Below are 16320 nucleotides of genomic sequence, written 5' to 3' on the forward strand. Positions count from 1 at the left end.
AGCCAGGTGCGGTAGGCAAAAGGTAAACCTACAAATGAATCCAGAAGTTTACTGAGACACAGTCCCCTTCAAAAATTTTGCCAATTTGCATCAGCTCCTTTCTTGTTAAGGATAATATAACTATAAATAATTTTTGAAGAGGATACATCAGTCTCAAGACCGATATAGGAGGTTAAATGGAAGACAAAATCATCGAACTTGCTGATTACTTCATCAGCGAATCTACAACATACAGAGAAGCTAAGATAGCATGTGAGAAGCTATTTAGACAAGTCAGCCATGAGATAGAACTCAGGGCGATGGAAAGTAAAACTTTTTAAACAAAAAAGCACCTAACGAAGTCAGGCGCATACTAAAATAATCAAAATCATTATATCACAAAAATGCTTGCCCGCATAGTTGAGAGGATGTAAAAAATGGAAGGTATAACGTTACAATTACGATTGGACGGCGAAAGTGCTGAATTGTTCACCAATCAATTACTGGCTTTTGCTGAAAAGCAGGTCAAGGAGCAGTTAGAGAATGATCGTATGCCAATCAATCAACAGGCTTTGATGAAGAAGTTTGGCTTTACTCATGCCTATATTAAGAAATTAGAACGTAAAGGGTTAAGATTTCGTAAGCAAGGGAAAGATATTATGTACGATGTCAATGATGTTTATGAAATTTTGGAATTAGAGAAAGAAGTACGAAAATTAAGAGCGTAAGGAGATAGAAAAATGTTTGAACCACCGATTTTAGACCAGTTGATGGGTGTTGGAGCTTTGCTGATTGGATTTGCAGGGCTTTGCCGTCATATCAAATTGCAAGAGGAGCGTAAGGAAAAAGAAAGACGAGAAGAGCAAGAATTTGCGTCTATGATTATCCAAGGCTATAACCATGCTTATGAACGTGGTAGAGAGGCACAGCGCCAAGAAATCCGTGAGAATATTCGTCGTCCGTTCCCTGGCTTTACCTACGACAACGAACGTCCTGAAGGCTTGCGTCCGGAGCCATTAGCTTTGCCAGAGCCTAAAATGCACATCTTGAAGTGAGGAGGCCAGGCGATGGAAGAATTGATTGAATGGCTGTTGTGGCATGAAAGAGTGAATAAAGAAATGTTATCGTCTGATGAAGAAAAGTCTGACTTTGAAATATATTTAGAGGACGAGAATAGGAAAATATCACTTATCAAAGAATACCTGGCTGACTATGAAAAACTAGCTAAGGACTATCGTGATGTAGTCTCTGAAAATAAGCTGTTAAACGTTGAGAAGATGGAGCTAGAGGGTATGCACATCTATGAAGATATGCGGATGAAGTACCGCGCTAACCGTAGGAAGTGGGGGGTGCGATTATGGCGTTAAAAAACAAGCGGTATTTCTGGATCCAGCTTGCTCAGGACTTCTTTAAGTCAAAAGAGATGAAACTACTTCGCAAGATTGCTGGCGGAGATACACATACCATCATTTATCTCAAAATGATGTTAATTAGCTTGGAAGATGGAGGGCATATTTACTACGATGGATTGGCTGATAATTTAGCCGAGGAAATTGCTCTTGTTATTGATGAAAACGTTGAAGATATTAAAATTACATTGATTTTTTTAGAAAGCAAAGGATTGTTGACTAGAAAAAATGACAGGGACTATTTCTTAGAGCAAGTTCCTGAGATGGTAGGTAGTGAAACAGCAACTGCCAGAAGGGTTCGCAAGTTTCGAGAGAACAAACAGGCGTTACATTGTAACACCGATGAAACAAAGTGTAACGGAGATATAGATATAGATAAAGAGATAGATATAGAGATAGAGAAAGATATAGATAAAGATAAAAATCCAGTCGAGCTCATCGTGGAAGAATATCAATCTCGTATTGCTCCGTTAGATGGAACTCAATTTGAAATCTTGAAAGAGTTCATCACTTTGGACGGCATGGAAGCGAAAGTTGTCCTGAAAGCAATTGGTCTTGCTGCTGATAATGGTAAACGGAATTTTAGTTATATTAAAGCAATTTTGATGAATTGGAAAAAGGACGGAGTCTTGACGATTGCAGCAGTTGATGAACGTGAGCGTCAGTATAGAGAAAGTAAAATCCCTAATCGTACAGGACAAGCAAAATCAAACGTTCCTGAGTGGTCTCAACCTAACTATGTGAATACTACGAGTGAGGAGGACAAGGAAGAGCTTGAAAAACGGAAGCGTGAATTACTTGAAAGGCTTGAGAATGGAGGTGACTGATGTTTATTTTAAAGCATGGGACGAGAGAGGATAAGCCGTTTCTAAGGTCTGTAATTATCGGTGTGACTGGCTTGGACATTTCATGTTCAGAGGAGAAGAAAGCCTTGCGGTTCGTTTCTCGGGCAGCAGCCTTACAGGTTGGCAAGGCATTGAGGGGTTCCTTTGGGAACTTTTACCCAGTTGAGGTGGAGTGATGTTAGAGCTTTACTTCGTCTACAACGGGTACTGCAAGTTTTTTCTTGGAAGTTTTAACAATGTGGATGAACTTATCGAACAGATGAAAGATCATCAGTGGGCGTTCTCGGCTATCACTCATCCAAGGTTTCAAAAGCACATCGGTCAGCGGACGACACGGTTTGACTATGGTGCTAAGGATTGTTATTATTTAGCGACTTTTTCAGAAGGAGAAGAAAATGACTAAAAATATTTTAATGGATTTAGCATTTGAGAATTTTCACAAATGTATGGGAATTACTGATTGGAAAGAATCTGATGAAGTAATTCTTGTTAGCTCGGCTAACAAAGAACAAATTGAGTCAGATGAAAGTTACCGTTCAGACGGAAAATGTAATTATCTTGGCAAACGAATTTGTATCTTCTGTGAACAAGTGAAGAAAAATAATTACATCACGCTACATAAATCTATGTTAGAAAAAATTATTAAGACAATGGAATTATTTACAGATGCAGAACAAATGAAGGGAGAAGAAAATGATTGAACTTATTAAAGAATTTGGAATGGCTATTCTATGGCTATTTCTCGGCTACTTAATTGGGGAACGTGCAGCAAGAAAGGAAAAGAAAGATGATCAATAATGTAGTGTTAATTGGTCGCTTGACTCGTGACCCTGAGTTGCGATACACACCATCGAATGTTGCAGTTGCGACATTCAGTTTGGCAGTGAACCGCAATTTTAAGAATCAGGCAGGTGATCGTGAAGCTGATTTTATCAGTTGCATCATGTGGCGCCAGCAGGCTGAAAACTTTGCAAATTGGCTTAAAAAAGGTGCTCTTGTAGGAATCACAGGGCGCATCCAGACTCGTAGCTATGATAATCAGCAAGGACAACGTGTCTATGTGACAGAAGTGGTAGCTGAAAGTTTTCAAATGCTTGAAAAGAAGGATAATTCTGCGAATCAGTCAAGCATAGAAAACCAGATGCCACCAAATTTTGGGACAACAAATCCTATGGATATTTCAGATGATGATTTGCCGTTTTAGGGAGGTGTGAAGGATGAACAGACTAAAACAATTAAGAAAAGAAAAGGGGTTGACTCAGCAGGAATTATCTGAAGTAATAGCTGTCTCATACCGAACTATACAAAATTGGGAAAATGGGGAAAGTCAAATCAAAACTAATAAAGCAAGTCAGTTAGCAGATTATTTTGGAGTGAGCGTAGGAAACTTGCTTGGTTATGAACCTGAAAGTGAGCAAGTTAGCAATTATCAAAAAATAAAAATTTGTTTCTCTGATGGTGAAGAACTTAATTTTCTAGTAAGAAATTTTACAGAAAAAGAACTTACAAAGATTACTAGTCAGTTCAACAATGGAAATTTGATGAGGATTAGAAATTTGTCTGTCAACCCTAAGAATGTCAATTATTTTTTTGTTGACGATTTTAAAGAAAGCGAGGAGTTAGAAGATGATGGAAGATTTAAAGAAAAAAGTTAATGGAGTATACGGCTGGTCGGTAGAAGATGGAAAACCTAAACCTCCCAAGCAAGATTTACCACAAGCAGTGAAAGACCGGGCGGACTATTTTTGGGAAATGGCAGAAGATGGTATGACGTTTATGGGAGCGATGGAATGCATCTTCGCTGATGAAAAGCCTACAGACTATGATTTGGGAGCTACTAAGGGTTGGTTGCCAAAATCTAAGGAGTTTGATGATTGGATTGGCTATTCGCCAAGCATGGCTCAGGTAGTTATTGCAGCTTATTTGATTTATGGAGGAAACTAAGATGAATATTAAGGCATTGATTAAGAAGTATGAAGAATTGTGGAATGAACACAGCCATTTTTATGAACCTGTACCTTATACTTCAATGGTTGAACTTTTTTTGAAAGAGTTGAAACAACTAGACGAACCGCAACCAGTCAAAGTTCCACCGTTTGTGGCGGATTGGTATGAGGAAAATAAGGATGATTTTGAAGGGAATTTGTATCGATGTACCCATAATATTCCATCGACTTTTGACGGCGCTAAACTTAATGAGTTTGAAAGGTGGTTTCTAACCGCTGGCACAAAACCATTTCAAACCCTCGTCAACATGCACCAGTTCGGCTACGAGATAGAGGAAGAGAAGCGGTATTTGGTGAAAGTGAAAGGTATCGTAAATGCATTGAGCTTTTTGAGCTATCACAAAAATGCTGATATATGGACGGTCACAGATAAAAATAATTCAGACGGACACAGAGCACACCACACCCGCAAAGAACTAGAAGAAGCGGATTTCGGCTGGGTATTCGATTGTGAGGGTGTTGAAGTTGAGGAGGTGGAGTAAATGGAATCATTTGCACACTATTTTAACAAGCACATTGCTAAAAAAATCGAATTAGATGATATTACAATCATTGATTATCATAGTCCAGAATATAATCTAATGTATAATCTAAGATATGTTTTTGATAAGAAAAATTCATCTCTGGCTATCACAGGTGATTTTGGCGAGCTGGTTGCAGTAAATTTTAACAATATGGGTAGTTGGGAAGATTTCTATAAGGATTTCACAAACAACGCTGGATATTTTATTGAAAAAATCAAAGCATCTAGTCGAAATCTTTTTGTTTATGATGAAGATGAAGCTAAAAAAATTATTCTTGAGTATTTCTTTGATAATAAGCGATATGAAGACTTAGACGAAAATGATAGATATTATTTTGATGAACTATTTGAATATTTCGATGATCGGCATGGATTCAAACACATTACTGATACTGTTCGAGAATTCCTGAGTGAACAAGATTCAGAATACTATGAGACTCTTGAATTCGCTGGTAAAAAAGTGTCTGAAATAGTGCTTCTCTATTTGGATGCTTATAAAAGAGCGTATGAATCAATAAAAAATGAGGAGGTGGAGTGATGAAACGTTTTATCGCAATCTGGATTGTCTTGTCAGCTACTTTGAATATCTGGCAATGTGTCCACATTAAAAATCTTGAAAAAAAGCGCCCTATTGTAATCTACAAAGCAGATAATCAAGGCGCAGAAATTAAAGGCAGAGTCTTACAAAAGGAGAAGGTTGGCGACATGTACACTGTTACAGTGCAAAATTACGGAATATTCGTAGTTACTCAAACAAACTATGAATCACTAAAAATAGGAGATGAGGTAATATTGTAATGGGAAAGTACAAGAAACCAACTTACATCATCATTCAAGAAGCAATGGCAGAGCGCATTAGATTTCTGGAAGATGAACTGTATGAAAGGGCCTATAAGGATATTGAGAAACTAGAAGCTCAAAATGATTTCTTAAAAGCCCTTTGTAATAATCAACTTGAAATTATCATGGATTACGAATGGAAGCAGATGCAAGAGCAGGCTGAGTTCATAAAAGCTAATACTAGAAAGTGGAGAGCAAGATGCAGCTAAGATTGAAAGAACTTAGAGAGGACCTATGTCTTTCTGTCGGTCAGATGGCGAAAGAGACAGGTGTCTCCCAAAATACAATTCATTTGTACGAACGTGGTGGATATCCGTCCATTAAGCAAATCGAAATGATCGCTAAAACTTATGATGTAAATCCTGCTTGGTTAGTTGGATGGATAGATGATGAAATGATGCCTGGAGTCCAGATCGTTGAAAAAGTTGTCTATAAAGAAAGTCCAACGGCAAGATTGCCAGATTATTTCAACAATAATAACGATAGTAAGATTATCAAGTGGAAGCAGTCACGAAGATTTTGACGGAAGAATTACTCGAGATAGAAACGAGGTGAGCAATGCCCTTCTTTCCTGATATAAATGAAGCCAAAACAAAAGAAAATGCCAAGAAAATTTTAAAAGGATATCCTCGATGGCGTCGTGTGGCCAATGACACTGAAGGTCAGAGAGTAACGACAACCTACTCATTCATGCCTAGAAACCCGTCAAGTGGAAGAAATAGTCAAGTTGAGAAGTTAGCTATAAGGAAAGTTGATGCAGAACTTGAGCTGGATGCAATTGAACAAGCAGTTAGTAACTTACACGATCCTCTATATCGTAGGATACTTTTTGAAAAGTATCTTCAATGGGATTGCAAGAAAGATGAAGTAATTTCTAGGGATTTAGCAATTTCAGAAAGTTCATACTATGATATTTTGGAGAAAGCTTTGATGGCATTTGCAGAGTTATACCGCAATGGTGAACAGGTTGAGATTTTGGAGTAAATTCGGAGTTTTTTTGGAGTAAATTCGGAGTAAGTTCGGAGTGGATATATGATTTTATGTGCTAAAATTATATTATGAAGTAATTGTAAAGGCAGGCACACCCTGTCTTTTTCTTTGAGTTTGGAGGTGATATCGTGAAAAAAGTAGAACCTATTCGTGAACTTGATGACATTGAACGGATGAAAGACTTTTTAAAATCAAAGAGTGAGCGAAACTATGTCCTAATCATGTGCGGTCTGTATTCTGGAATGCGCATCAGCGATATTATACCTCTCCAAGTGAAACAAGTGACAGGCGATAGAATCGAGGTTACTGAAAAGAAAACTGGTAAGGTCAAGCGATTTGCTATCAACCCTGAATTAAGAAAAGCTTTAAGTCACTACATTAAAACAAATGACCTTAAAGGTTATGATTACCTATTTCCAAGTAAGAAAAAAGTTAGGACAGACGGAGTAAGAATCGTTCATATTGGAAGAGTTGCAGCTTATCAAATATTAAAGCAAGCAGCTGAACATGTTGGCCTTAAAAACATTGGGACTCACTCAATGAGAAAATCATTTGGTTATCATCATTACAGAAAAAATCAAAATGTAGCGATCTTGATGGAATTATTTAATCATTCATCTCCAGATATCACACTTGATTATATAGGTATTAAGCAGGATGAATTGGATGATTCAATGATGAATTTTAGCTATTAAATGACTATTTATTTTACATATTGAGAAAAAGTAAATCAGTTTTTAATGAAACAGATGTAAGCACTTGCTACAGTTGACTTTTAAGAATGTTAGTTTTATTTAACAGAATATAAGATATGTTAAATATACGAGGGTGTAAGAAGTTAAAAAACCTCCCCCCTACATCATAAAAATTACCCCCCTACCTCTTAAAAAGAAAGGCCCCTCCTTAGATGAATCCCCCCCATGAAAGACCGGACCGGAGCGGTCCTCACAGAGTTGCTTTTGAAAAGAATAAAAATATTATTCTCAAAACAAGAAATACTTGTGGGATTTGTGGACTACCAGTTGACAAATCCTTGAGGTACCCACATCCATTAAGTCCGGTCATTGACCACATTATTCCAATCAATCGTAACGGTCATCCATCAGATATTCAAAACTTGCAGTTAGCCCACTGGCAATGCAACAGACAGAAGTCTGATAAGTTATATGCTGACGATAGGTCAGCCAATGCTACTGTTGTAGGTAATCGCAACCTGCCACAGTCAAGAGATTGGACAAAGTACAGAGCTTGAAGAAGCCAAAAAAAAGAAAAATTATATTATTTTTTAAAAACATCAAAAATAATAATGAATGCTTAGAATTTGAAAAAATAACAGATATGTGTGAAGTAAGTCCTAGCAGAGGATAGGGGGGTGTCCCCCTCCCACTAGGCGCTCGAGGGCTTCACGCCGTCACTGTACATTTTTTCTCGCGCCAAATCATCACAATGAAAGGAGAACGGTTTGGAATTAAGAGGAATTGACTATCTCAGGAGAAAGTTGAATCTCTATCAGAGCAGAGTCAATCTGAGGTACAAGCATTATGCGATGCAACACTATGAAGCGCCGACAGGAATCACAATTCCTGCACATATCAGGGTAAAGTATCAAGCTGTTCTTGGTTGGGCTGCAAAGGGAGTTGATAGTCTTGCAGATCGTTTGATTTTCAGGGCATTTGCTAATGATGATTTTAATGTTACAGAAATTTTTGATCGTAATAATCCTGATATCTTCTTTGATAGTGCTATTTTAGCTGCGCTGATTGGTTCGTGTAGTTTCGTCTACATTTCGAAGGGGGAAGATGATGAGGTGAGATTGCAAGTCATTGAATCAAGTAATGCAACTGGTGTCATTGATCCTATAACTGGCTTGCTTGTGGAAGGTTATGCGGTGTTGGCTCGTGATGATTACAATCGTCCAACACTTGAAGCCTACTTTGAGCCTAATGCTACTCACTTCATTCCGAAAGATGGGGAGCCTTACTCGGTTACGAATGAAACTGGTATTCCTCTGCTGGTTCCGGTCATTCATCGTCCTGATGCGGTTCGTCCTTTTGGTCGGAGTCGTATCACCAGAGCTGGTATGTATTATCAGAAATACGCTAAGCGTACCTTGGAACGGGCTGATATCACTGCTGAGTTCTACTCATGGCCACAGAAATATATTCTTGGGCTTGATCCTGATGCAGAGCCTATGGAGAAATGGAAAGCTACTGTATCGAGCTTGTTGACGATTTCTTCTAGTGACAAAGGAGAGAAACCGAGCGTTGGACAGTTTACTACCGCTAGCATGTCACCGTTTACTGAACAGCTGAGAACTGCTGCTGCTGGATTTGCTGGTGAAATGGGCTTGACTTTGGATGATTTGGGCTTTGTGTCTGACAATCCATCATCTGTGGAAGCTATCAAGGCTAGCCATGAGAATTTGCGCTTGGCTGGTCGGAAGGCTCAGAGGTCTCTGGGAGCAGGTTTGCTCAATGTGGCTTATGTTGCTGCTTGCTTGAGAGATGATTTTCATTATGCGAGAAGTCAATTCGTAAGAACTACAGTCAAATGGGAGCCATTGTTTGAAGCGGATGCGAATACGATGACCATGATTGGTGATGGTGTTGTGAAATTGAATCAGGCCTTACCTGGCTACATCAATGCGGAGACAATTCGTGATCTTACTGGTATCGCTGGAGATATGTCAGCTAAACCAGTGGTAAGCGAGGGTGGTTCAAATGGAGAATGATGTTTTACCTGGTATCTTGCAAGAGGTTCAGGAGAGGTTTGAGAGAGATTTCGGTAAGAGTGAGATTGTCAGAAATGCTTTTGCCACGTTGGAAGCCAAAAAAGCAACCTACAAAACAGCAAATGAGTTTGCGATTGAAATTGGTGAAATTCTCTCTAAGGCTCTAGAAGCTTCTCTGAGCGCCGATAAATTACCAGACGGTAAAATGTATTACAATATCGCTCAACGCTTGCTGACGGACGTGCTAGGACGAAATCATGAGATTGTGAGTGGTTACGCTAGTGATGTTCAGAAGAATTTGAATGATGAAGCGAAAATCGGTATGAAAGTTCAAGTTCCTGAATTAAACCAAGATCGAATTGATGGCATTGTTAATCGCTTTTCGTCTGAGGAGAACTTTGAAGATGTGAGTTGGTTGCTCGGTGAACCTATTGTGAACTTCACTCAGTCAATTATTGATGACAGCATTCAGAAGAATGCTGAGTTTCAACATCAGTTTGGATTGCAACCGGAGATTAGTAGAAAATCTTATTTTCATTGCTGTAAATGGTGTCAAGAAGTTCAAGGGAGTTATAAATATCCAAGAGTTCCAAAGGACGTTTATAGAAGACATCAACATTGTAGATGTACTGTTGACTATGATCCGAAAAGTGGAAAAATTCAAAATGTCTGGACTAAAAAAATCAGCAATAAGAGTTCAGATGAATTAGAAAATCGTAAGAGAATAAATATTGATGTGCGTGATAATAATCGCAAAGCAGATATTCAAGAGTATAAGAAAATATTTGATGTTTTAGGAGTTCAAAATGCTCCTATTTCACTAGCAAAGTTTCAGGATTTGAAGTATAATGGTGGTGAAGAATATGAGCAACTAAAAGATAAAGTATTTATTTATCAGAAAATCCAAACTGGAGAATGGGGTAAAAAAATAAACCCTGATAAGCAGTTGCCACATATGGAATCAACACAAAAAGCAGGGAAATCTTATATCTATGATTCAGTCGATGTTCAAGAATTGTTTAATAAACATTATGGAACTGGACGCATTGAGCTTGATAGACATGGAAGAAGGACGAACAAAGAGATAATAGAACTAGGTTACCCCATTGGGATTAATAGTTCGGATGGCTCGGAAGTGACATCTATTAAAATCCATCATTCTGAGAAAAGAACTCACATTGTACCTAAGAAAGGAGATCAGTAATGAATTTAAAACAGTATTTAGGAAAAGATATTAGAGTTACTTTTGTTGATGGTCAAATCCTAGAAGGTCATTGTAATACTTTTACTGGGAGACTTGATACGGAAGATGAACTGTATGACGAAATTACAATAGCAACGGATAAACATCCATATGTTGGATTTAATGAATCTGAAATTAAGTCAATAGAATTAATATAGCACTCGTAAGGGTGCTTTTATTATGCTTTGAAAGGAGTAATTATGGAAAACACGATTGATTTTTCAGAGAAAAAGTCTAGTCTGGAGCGTGGTGCTTCCGTGAAAGAAATTTTGGAAGAAAATCTTGAGGCTAGCCATGACTATACTTCGGTATTAGTAGTTTCTTTGGATAAAGATGAAGATGGTGAGATAAATCTTGGCTATAGCTGGGATAGTAGTTTGCAGGCATTGGGAATGCTTGAGGTTGCTAAAAACTATATTTTGAACGTAATCAATTAAATCATCCCAGCGATAGGGTTATCATGCGATGACGATTGAAAGGAAATTAGAATGGCGAGGAAGAAACTTGGCAATCAGAATCCTACTCAATCGGTGATTTTAAAATACGTCAAGAAAAATTCAAAAGCTAAAGAAGCGATTGAACTTTACGAACGGACAGGTCTTTCTTGCTATGCCTGGCAGAAAAATCTCTTACTGCCTATGATGGCTGTTGATAAGAACGGTCTTTGGGTTCACCAGAAGTTTGGTTACTCTATCCCTCGTCGTAACGGTAAAACTGAAATCATCTATATCGGTGAAATTTGGGGGCTACATGAAGGATTAAATATCCTACATACGGCCCACAGGATTTCTACATCTCATGCCTCTTTTGAAAAGGTCAAACGATACCTTGAAAAAATGGGGTATGTGGATGGCGAGGATTTCAATTCCATTCGAGCGAAGGGACAGGAGCGGATTGAACTTTACTCGACAGGTGGTGTTGTCCAATTCCGTACCAGAACATCAAATGGTGGTCTTGGTGAAGGATTTGACATGCTGATCATTGACGAGGCTCAAGAGTACACGACCGAGCAAGAATCTGCTTTGAAATACACGGTTACAGATAGTGAAAATCCTATCACAATCATGTGTGGGACACCTCCGACACCAGTATCAAGTGGTACGGTCTTTACTAAGTACCGTGAGACTTGTCTTTTTGGGAAAGGGAAGTATTCTGGTTGGGCTGAGTGGTCGGTTTCTGATGAAAAGGAAATTGACGACGTGGAAGCTTGGTATAATTCCAATCCATCCATGGGCTACCACTTAAATGAGCGTAAGATTGAGGCAGAGCTTGGTGAGGATAAACTGGACCATAATATCCAACGCTTGGGATTCTGGCCAACCTACAACCAGAAATCTGCTATTTCTGAGACGGAGTGGAATGAGCTTAAGTTGGACGATATTCCAGAATTATCTGGCAAGCTGTCTGTTGGTATTAAGTACGGTCAAGATGGAACGAACGTGGCATTGAGTATTGCTGCACGGACCAAGGATGGCCGTTTCTTTGTTGAGACAGTAGACTGTCAATCTGTTCGTAATGGTAATGAGTGGATGGTTGCTTTTCTGAGACAAGCTGATGTAGCTCAGATTGTCATAGATGGCGCAAGTGGCCAGAAGATCCTGGACGAAGAGTTGAAGGACTACAGAATCAAGAATGTGATTCTTCCGACGGTGAAAGAAATCATCGTGGCCAACGCTCTTTGGGAACAGGGTATTTACCAAAAAACCATCTGTCACGCTGGCCAACCATCATTGTCTAAAGTAGCCACTAACTGCGACAAGCGGAATATTGGCTCAAATGGTGGTTTTGGTTATCGATCACACTTTGACGACATGGATATTTCTTTGATGGATAGTGCATTGCTTGCGCACTGGGCTTGTGCTACGACTAAGCCTAAGAAAAAGCAAAAAATTAGTTATTAAAATGAGCGGTCTTGTGACTGCTTTTTTTGATGCCAAAAATTACCGAACTGCCGGGAAAGCAGGAGAAAGGAGACATGAGAATGTCAGATTTTAAACCAATCACTACACAGGAAGAATTTGATGCTGCTATTAAGGAGCGTTTATCTCGTGAGAAAGCGAAGTATAGCGACTATGATCAGCTCAAATCTCGTATTGAAGAGTTGGAAAAAGAAAATGGTGGCTTGAAGTCAACGATCGAAGCTACTAATCAAAGTAAAGCAGATGCTGATAAGCAACTTGAAGAAATGCAGAAGCAAATCGCTGGCTATGAGACGGCTAGTCTGCGAACTCGTGTGGCTTTGCAACATGGACTGCCTTACGATCTTGCAGATCGTTTGCAGGGGACTGATGAAGAAAGCTTCAAAGCAGATGCAGAGCGCTTGGCTGGGTTTATGAAGAAAACTCAACCAGTTTACCCGCTCGGAACAAAGGAGCCTAGCTCAATTGATGACAAAGATGCAGCATTGAAAGGAATGTTGCATAAAATGAGAGGAGAATAATTTATGGCAACGCTACAAACAGGGGATCTTTTCCCAGTCGAAACAGTACAAGATATTTTTAGTAAAGTAAAGGGGCATTCCACCCTTGCAAAACTTACTACTCAAGAACCTATTCCTTTTTCGGGAACTGAAACGTTTGTATTCAATCTTGAAGGAAATGCTGAAATTGTAGGTGAAGGCAATCCTTCGAACGCTGGAAGTGCAACTATGAAACCAAAGGTAATCAAACCTATTTTGATTACTTACCAAGCACGGGTATCTGAGGAATTTGTACATTGTTCAGAAGAAAAACAATTATCTTACCTTAAATCATTTATTGATGGCTTGTCTAAAAAAGTGGCACAAGCAATTGATATTGCTTCATTCCATGGACTTGAACCAAAATCAATGACAGATGCTTCTTTTAAAGCAACAAACTCATTTGATGGTTTGATTACAGGAAATGTAGTGACATATGAAGCAGATAAAATCGATGAAAATATTGATGCTGCTGTTGTAACCATCACAGCAAATGATTGCGAAGTAAATGGAATCGCATTGTCTCCAGCTGCAGGGGCTGCACTTGGTAAAATTAAGGTAAATGGGGTAGTACAATATCCTGAATACCGTTTTGGTCAAAATCCAGACTCATTTTATGGAATGAGGTCTGATGTCAATAAAACATTGACAACTGTTGCAAATTCAGCTAAAAAAGACCATGTAATTGTTGGTGATTTTGAAAATGCCGTAAAATGGGGATATGCAGAGGAAATTCCTCTTGAAATCATTAAATACGGTGATCCAGACGGAGCTGGTCGTGACTTGAAACGCTACCGTGAAGTTTGCTTGCGTACACAAGTGTATGTAGGTTGGGGGATTCTTGACGAACAGGCATTTGCTCGTGTGGAGGCTTAATATGGAATATATTAACAAAGAAACATTAGTGACAATTGAAACAGACAGTAAATTGGCAGGTGACTGGGTTCCTATTAGTGAATTCAAGGATGAATATCGCCTTACTGTTCCAGAAATCAAGGCGAAACTTGATGAATTGGGTGTTGAGTATGATAGCAAAGCAAATAAATCTGCTTTACTTGATTTACTAATCGCAAACGAAGGGTGAGTTAGATGGAAAACTTTGCAACAGTCGAAGATTTGAAAAAATTGTGGCGAGCGTTGAAATTCGATGAGGAAAAACGAGCCGAAGCGCTGTTGGAAGTTGTTTCTCATTCTCTTCGCGTTGAAGCTAAAAAAGTTGGCAAAGATTTAGATGGATTGGTTGCTACTGATCCATCTTTTGCTATGGTGGTAAAGTCTGTCACAGTTGATGTGGTAGCTCGCACCTTGATGACCTCAACCGATCAGGAACCAATGACTCAAATGGCTGAGTCTGCTCTTGGATATTCCTTCAGCGGTTCTTACTTAGTTCCTGGAGGCGGTCTCTTTATCAAGGACTCTGAGTTGAAACGTCTGGGCCTTAAAAAGCAAAGATATGGGGTGATTGATATCTATGGGACGGATTAAAGGAATCCCTGTCACTTTGGTGGACAAGGTAGAAACTGGTGAGGATGATTTTGGGCATCCTATCTTTGAAGATAAAGAAATTGTGATTGAAAATGTACTGGTTGCGCCGATATCAACGCAAGACGTCTTGAATAAATTAAGTATTACTGGAAAAAAAGCTGTCTACACAATCGCTATCCCAAAAGGCGACACAAATACATGGGAAAACCGTGAAGTCAAATTTTTTGGGCGAAAATGGCGGACGATTGGGATGCCAGAAGAAGGGATTGAGTCTATGATTCCCCTTCAGTGGAATAGAAAGGTTATGGTGGAAGCTTATGAGTAATATGAAGTTCAATCTAAATGGATCAGGCGTATCAGAGCTTTTGCGCTCACCAGAAATGCAAGCTATCCTTGAAGAAAAAGGGAAAGTGGTAGCAGATGGAGCAGGCGATGGCTTTGAGTTAAAGGTGTCGCCAGGTCAAAAACGTGCGAACGCAACGATTAGCACTACTGATATCAAGAGCATGGCCAGAAACAGCAAACACAATATCTTACTGAAAGCACTAGGAGACGCTAAATGATTGAGTTGATTGTAAGGAAATTCTTGAGCAAGGAGCTTCAAGTGCCTTGCTACCTTGAGCACAAAAAGGACTTACCAGACAGCTATGTGATGATAGAAAAGACAGGAGCGGGAGGAAGTGACTACACGCATTCCGCTACTTTTGCCTTTCAGAGCTATGCACCATCGTTGCAGAAGGCCGCAGAATTAAATGAAACGGTCAAGCAGGCGGTGGAAAATCTCATCACAGCTGATGAGATTTGTGGAGTGCATCACAATAGTGACTATAATTTTACAGACACAGAAACGAAGAAATATCGCTATCAAGCGGTATATGACATTAATTATTTTTAAGGAGGTACTATGGCACAAGAAGGCGTGACAGAAGTACGAAGTGCAGAAACAACAGGAGGACCTAAAATGACAACTGCATCAGCATCAAACGTAACAGCGGCAAAACCTAAAATCGGGGGAGCGGTCGCAACGGCACCAGCGGGAACAACTTTGCCAACAAATGCTAAAGAAGAGTTGAACGTAGCTTTCAAAAAGCTAGGTTACATCTCAGAAGACGGATTGACAAACGAAAACTCGCCAGAATCAGAAGAAGTTAAGGCGTGGGGTGGACAAACAGTCTTGTCTTCTCAAACAGAAAAGAAAGATACTTTCAAATACAAACTGATTGAAGGTCTGAACGTTGAAGTCTTGAAAGAAGTGTATGGGCCAGATAACGTTTCAGGAACGCTTGAAACAGGTATCACTGTCAAAGCTAACGGTAAAGAATTGCCAGAACATAGCTTGGTTATTGATACATTGTTGAAAAACGGCTATGCAAAACGTGTTGTGATTCCTCGTGGTAAGGTGAGTGAAATTGGCGAAATCAGCTATAAAGACGGCGAACCTATCGGCTATGAATTGACGATCACTGCATTACCAGACAATAGTGAGAACACTCACTACGAATACATTCAAGGAGCGTAAAATAGATGAGTAAAACATTCAAAGGGGAAACGAAGTCAGGTTTTAAATTCGAAATTTCTGAGCGTCGTTTAAATAACTATGAATTGTTGGAATTGATTGGTGAAGTTGACGAAGGACAAGGTCAAGTCTTTCCTAAAGTTGTAAAACTTTTATTCGGAGATGAGCAAGCCAAGGCTTTTAAAGACCATCTAAGAGAAGAAGATGGCATCGTGCCAAATGATAAAATGGCAGATGAAATCAAGAGTGTTTTTGAATCAGTTACCGGCTTAAAAAAATCCTAGTCCTCGCTCAG

33 protein-coding genes are annotated in these 16320 nt (G+C 39.2%); all 33 read left to right on the forward strand.

What is annotated here, in order from left to right; genetic code table 11:
* The first annotated feature begins 176 nt into the window (after window positions 1-176).
* Window positions 177-320 carry a hypothetical protein gene (locus O3636_RS08295; protein WP_166736997.1) on the forward strand — a complete coding sequence of 48 codons (144 nt, stop codon included), beginning with the start codon at window positions 177-179 and terminating at the stop codon, window positions 318-320.
* Window positions 321-416: 96 nt separating this feature from the next.
* Window positions 417-707: a hypothetical protein gene (locus tag O3636_RS08300; protein ID WP_023937079.1), complete on the forward strand. Its 291-nt coding sequence runs from the start codon at window positions 417-419 to the stop codon at window positions 705-707.
* A gap of 12 nt (window positions 708-719) precedes the next feature.
* Complete coding sequence (locus O3636_RS08305) at window positions 720-1034, forward strand: hypothetical protein (protein WP_371642607.1); 315 nt, start codon at window positions 720-722, stop codon at window positions 1032-1034.
* Window positions 1035-1046: 12 nt separating this feature from the next.
* Window positions 1047-1346, forward strand: a complete 300-nt coding sequence (locus tag O3636_RS08310) for a hypothetical protein (protein ID WP_371642609.1) — start codon at window positions 1047-1049, stop codon at window positions 1344-1346.
* Entirely contained in the window at window positions 1337-2215 is an 879-nt protein-coding gene (locus O3636_RS08315; protein WP_371642611.1) for a phage replisome organizer N-terminal domain-containing protein, read from the forward strand. The genes O3636_RS08310 and O3636_RS08315 overlap by 10 nt, the downstream gene beginning before the upstream one ends.
* On the forward strand, window positions 2215-2409 hold the full coding sequence (locus O3636_RS08320; RefSeq protein WP_020903593.1) for a hypothetical protein: 195 nt from the start codon (window positions 2215-2217) through the stop codon (window positions 2407-2409). The genes O3636_RS08315 and O3636_RS08320 overlap by 1 nt, the downstream gene beginning before the upstream one ends.
* Window positions 2409-2636 (forward strand): hypothetical protein, encoded by a 228-nt coding sequence (locus tag O3636_RS08325; RefSeq protein ID WP_000891973.1) that lies wholly within the window; start codon window positions 2409-2411, stop codon window positions 2634-2636. The genes O3636_RS08320 and O3636_RS08325 overlap by 1 nt, the downstream gene beginning before the upstream one ends.
* Window positions 2629-2934, forward strand: a complete 306-nt coding sequence (locus tag O3636_RS08330; RefSeq protein ID WP_000164636.1) for a hypothetical protein — start codon at window positions 2629-2631, stop codon at window positions 2932-2934. The genes O3636_RS08325 and O3636_RS08330 overlap by 8 nt, the downstream gene beginning before the upstream one ends.
* Before the next feature lie 86 nt (window positions 2935-3020).
* Window positions 3021-3437, forward strand: coding sequence for a single-stranded DNA-binding protein (ssb, locus tag O3636_RS08335; protein WP_371642614.1), 417 nt, complete (start codon window positions 3021-3023; stop codon window positions 3435-3437).
* 13 nt (window positions 3438-3450) lie between these two features.
* Window positions 3451-3888, forward strand: a complete 438-nt coding sequence (locus O3636_RS08340; RefSeq protein WP_371642616.1) for a helix-turn-helix domain-containing protein — start codon at window positions 3451-3453, stop codon at window positions 3886-3888.
* Window positions 3860-4177, forward strand: coding sequence for a hypothetical protein (locus O3636_RS08345; RefSeq protein ID WP_371642618.1), 318 nt, complete (start codon window positions 3860-3862; stop codon window positions 4175-4177). The genes O3636_RS08340 and O3636_RS08345 overlap by 29 nt, the downstream gene beginning before the upstream one ends.
* Window position 4178: 1 nt before the next feature.
* The gene (locus O3636_RS08350; RefSeq protein WP_371642620.1) at window positions 4179-4721 is read left to right on the forward strand and encodes a DUF1642 domain-containing protein; all 543 of its coding nucleotides are present in this window, start codon (window positions 4179-4181) and stop codon (window positions 4719-4721) included.
* On the forward strand, window positions 4722-5300 hold the full coding sequence (locus O3636_RS08355; RefSeq protein ID WP_371642622.1) for a hypothetical protein: 579 nt from the start codon (window positions 4722-4724) through the stop codon (window positions 5298-5300). It abuts the gene before it with no gap.
* Window positions 5300-5560 carry a DUF1372 family protein gene (locus tag O3636_RS08360; RefSeq protein ID WP_371642624.1) on the forward strand — a complete coding sequence of 87 codons (261 nt, stop codon included), beginning with the start codon at window positions 5300-5302 and terminating at the stop codon, window positions 5558-5560. Before O3636_RS08355 ends, O3636_RS08360 begins: the two co-directional genes overlap by 1 nt.
* Complete coding sequence (locus O3636_RS08365) at window positions 5560-5811, forward strand: hypothetical protein (RefSeq protein ID WP_371642626.1); 252 nt, start codon at window positions 5560-5562, stop codon at window positions 5809-5811. Before O3636_RS08360 ends, O3636_RS08365 begins: the two co-directional genes overlap by 1 nt.
* Complete coding sequence (locus O3636_RS08370; protein ID WP_371642628.1) at window positions 5802-6125, forward strand: helix-turn-helix domain-containing protein; 324 nt, start codon at window positions 5802-5804, stop codon at window positions 6123-6125. Before O3636_RS08365 ends, O3636_RS08370 begins: the two co-directional genes overlap by 10 nt.
* A gap of 35 nt (window positions 6126-6160) precedes the next feature.
* Entirely contained in the window at window positions 6161-6586 is a 426-nt protein-coding gene (locus tag O3636_RS08375) for an ArpU family phage packaging/lysis transcriptional regulator (RefSeq protein ID WP_061087422.1), read from the forward strand.
* 134 nt (window positions 6587-6720) lie between these two features.
* Window positions 6721-7287: a site-specific integrase gene (locus tag O3636_RS08380; protein ID WP_049529803.1), complete on the forward strand. Its 567-nt coding sequence runs from the start codon at window positions 6721-6723 to the stop codon at window positions 7285-7287.
* Between the two features lie 212 nt (window positions 7288-7499).
* Complete coding sequence (locus O3636_RS08385) at window positions 7500-7844, forward strand: HNH endonuclease (RefSeq protein ID WP_371642630.1); 345 nt, start codon at window positions 7500-7502, stop codon at window positions 7842-7844.
* Between the two features lie 210 nt (window positions 7845-8054).
* Window positions 8055-9323 (forward strand): hypothetical protein, encoded by a 1269-nt coding sequence (locus O3636_RS08390; RefSeq protein ID WP_371642632.1) that lies wholly within the window; start codon window positions 8055-8057, stop codon window positions 9321-9323.
* Window positions 9313-10527: a polymorphic toxin type 50 domain-containing protein gene (locus O3636_RS08395; protein WP_371642634.1), complete on the forward strand. Its 1215-nt coding sequence runs from the start codon at window positions 9313-9315 to the stop codon at window positions 10525-10527. The genes O3636_RS08390 and O3636_RS08395 overlap by 11 nt, the downstream gene beginning before the upstream one ends.
* Window positions 10527-10724, forward strand: a complete 198-nt coding sequence (locus tag O3636_RS08400; protein WP_371642636.1) for a hypothetical protein — start codon at window positions 10527-10529, stop codon at window positions 10722-10724. The genes O3636_RS08395 and O3636_RS08400 overlap by 1 nt, the downstream gene beginning before the upstream one ends.
* Before the next feature lie 42 nt (window positions 10725-10766).
* A complete protein-coding gene (locus O3636_RS08405; protein WP_371642638.1) occupies window positions 10767-11003 on the forward strand; it encodes a hypothetical protein in 237 nt (78 codons plus the stop codon).
* Between the two features lie 51 nt (window positions 11004-11054).
* Complete coding sequence (locus tag O3636_RS08410) at window positions 11055-12467, forward strand: DEAD/DEAH box helicase family protein (protein WP_371642640.1); 1413 nt, start codon at window positions 11055-11057, stop codon at window positions 12465-12467.
* Window positions 12468-12547: 80 nt separating this feature from the next.
* A complete protein-coding gene (locus tag O3636_RS08415) occupies window positions 12548-13006 on the forward strand; it encodes a DUF4355 domain-containing protein (protein ID WP_371642641.1) in 459 nt (152 codons plus the stop codon).
* A gap of 3 nt (window positions 13007-13009) precedes the next feature.
* Window positions 13010-13900, forward strand: a complete 891-nt coding sequence (locus O3636_RS08420) for a phage major capsid protein (protein WP_371642643.1) — start codon at window positions 13010-13012, stop codon at window positions 13898-13900.
* A gap of 1 nt (window position 13901) precedes the next feature.
* Window positions 13902-14108, forward strand: a complete 207-nt coding sequence (locus O3636_RS08425; RefSeq protein WP_371642645.1) for a HeH/LEM domain-containing protein — start codon at window positions 13902-13904, stop codon at window positions 14106-14108.
* A gap of 5 nt (window positions 14109-14113) precedes the next feature.
* Window positions 14114-14509 carry a phage Gp19/Gp15/Gp42 family protein gene (locus O3636_RS08430; RefSeq protein ID WP_371642647.1) on the forward strand — a complete coding sequence of 132 codons (396 nt, stop codon included), beginning with the start codon at window positions 14114-14116 and terminating at the stop codon, window positions 14507-14509.
* Complete coding sequence (locus tag O3636_RS08435; protein WP_371642649.1) at window positions 14496-14834, forward strand: hypothetical protein; 339 nt, start codon at window positions 14496-14498, stop codon at window positions 14832-14834. The genes O3636_RS08430 and O3636_RS08435 overlap by 14 nt, the downstream gene beginning before the upstream one ends.
* A complete protein-coding gene (locus O3636_RS08440) occupies window positions 14827-15072 on the forward strand; it encodes a hypothetical protein (protein WP_371642651.1) in 246 nt (81 codons plus the stop codon). Before O3636_RS08435 ends, O3636_RS08440 begins: the two co-directional genes overlap by 8 nt.
* On the forward strand, window positions 15069-15404 hold the full coding sequence (locus O3636_RS08445) for a hypothetical protein (protein WP_371642653.1): 336 nt from the start codon (window positions 15069-15071) through the stop codon (window positions 15402-15404). Before O3636_RS08440 ends, O3636_RS08445 begins: the two co-directional genes overlap by 4 nt.
* A 66-nt stretch (window positions 15405-15470) precedes the next feature.
* On the forward strand, window positions 15471-16028 hold the full coding sequence (locus tag O3636_RS08450; protein WP_371642709.1) for a phage tail protein: 558 nt from the start codon (window positions 15471-15473) through the stop codon (window positions 16026-16028).
* Window positions 16029-16033: 5 nt separating this feature from the next.
* Window positions 16034-16309: a hypothetical protein gene (locus O3636_RS08455; RefSeq protein WP_371642654.1), complete on the forward strand. Its 276-nt coding sequence runs from the start codon at window positions 16034-16036 to the stop codon at window positions 16307-16309.
* Window positions 16310-16320 lie beyond the last annotated feature (11 nt).

This window comes from Streptococcus sp. 27098_8_76, assembly GCF_041432315.1.
Lineage (GTDB): Bacteria > Bacillota > Bacilli > Lactobacillales > Streptococcaceae > Streptococcus.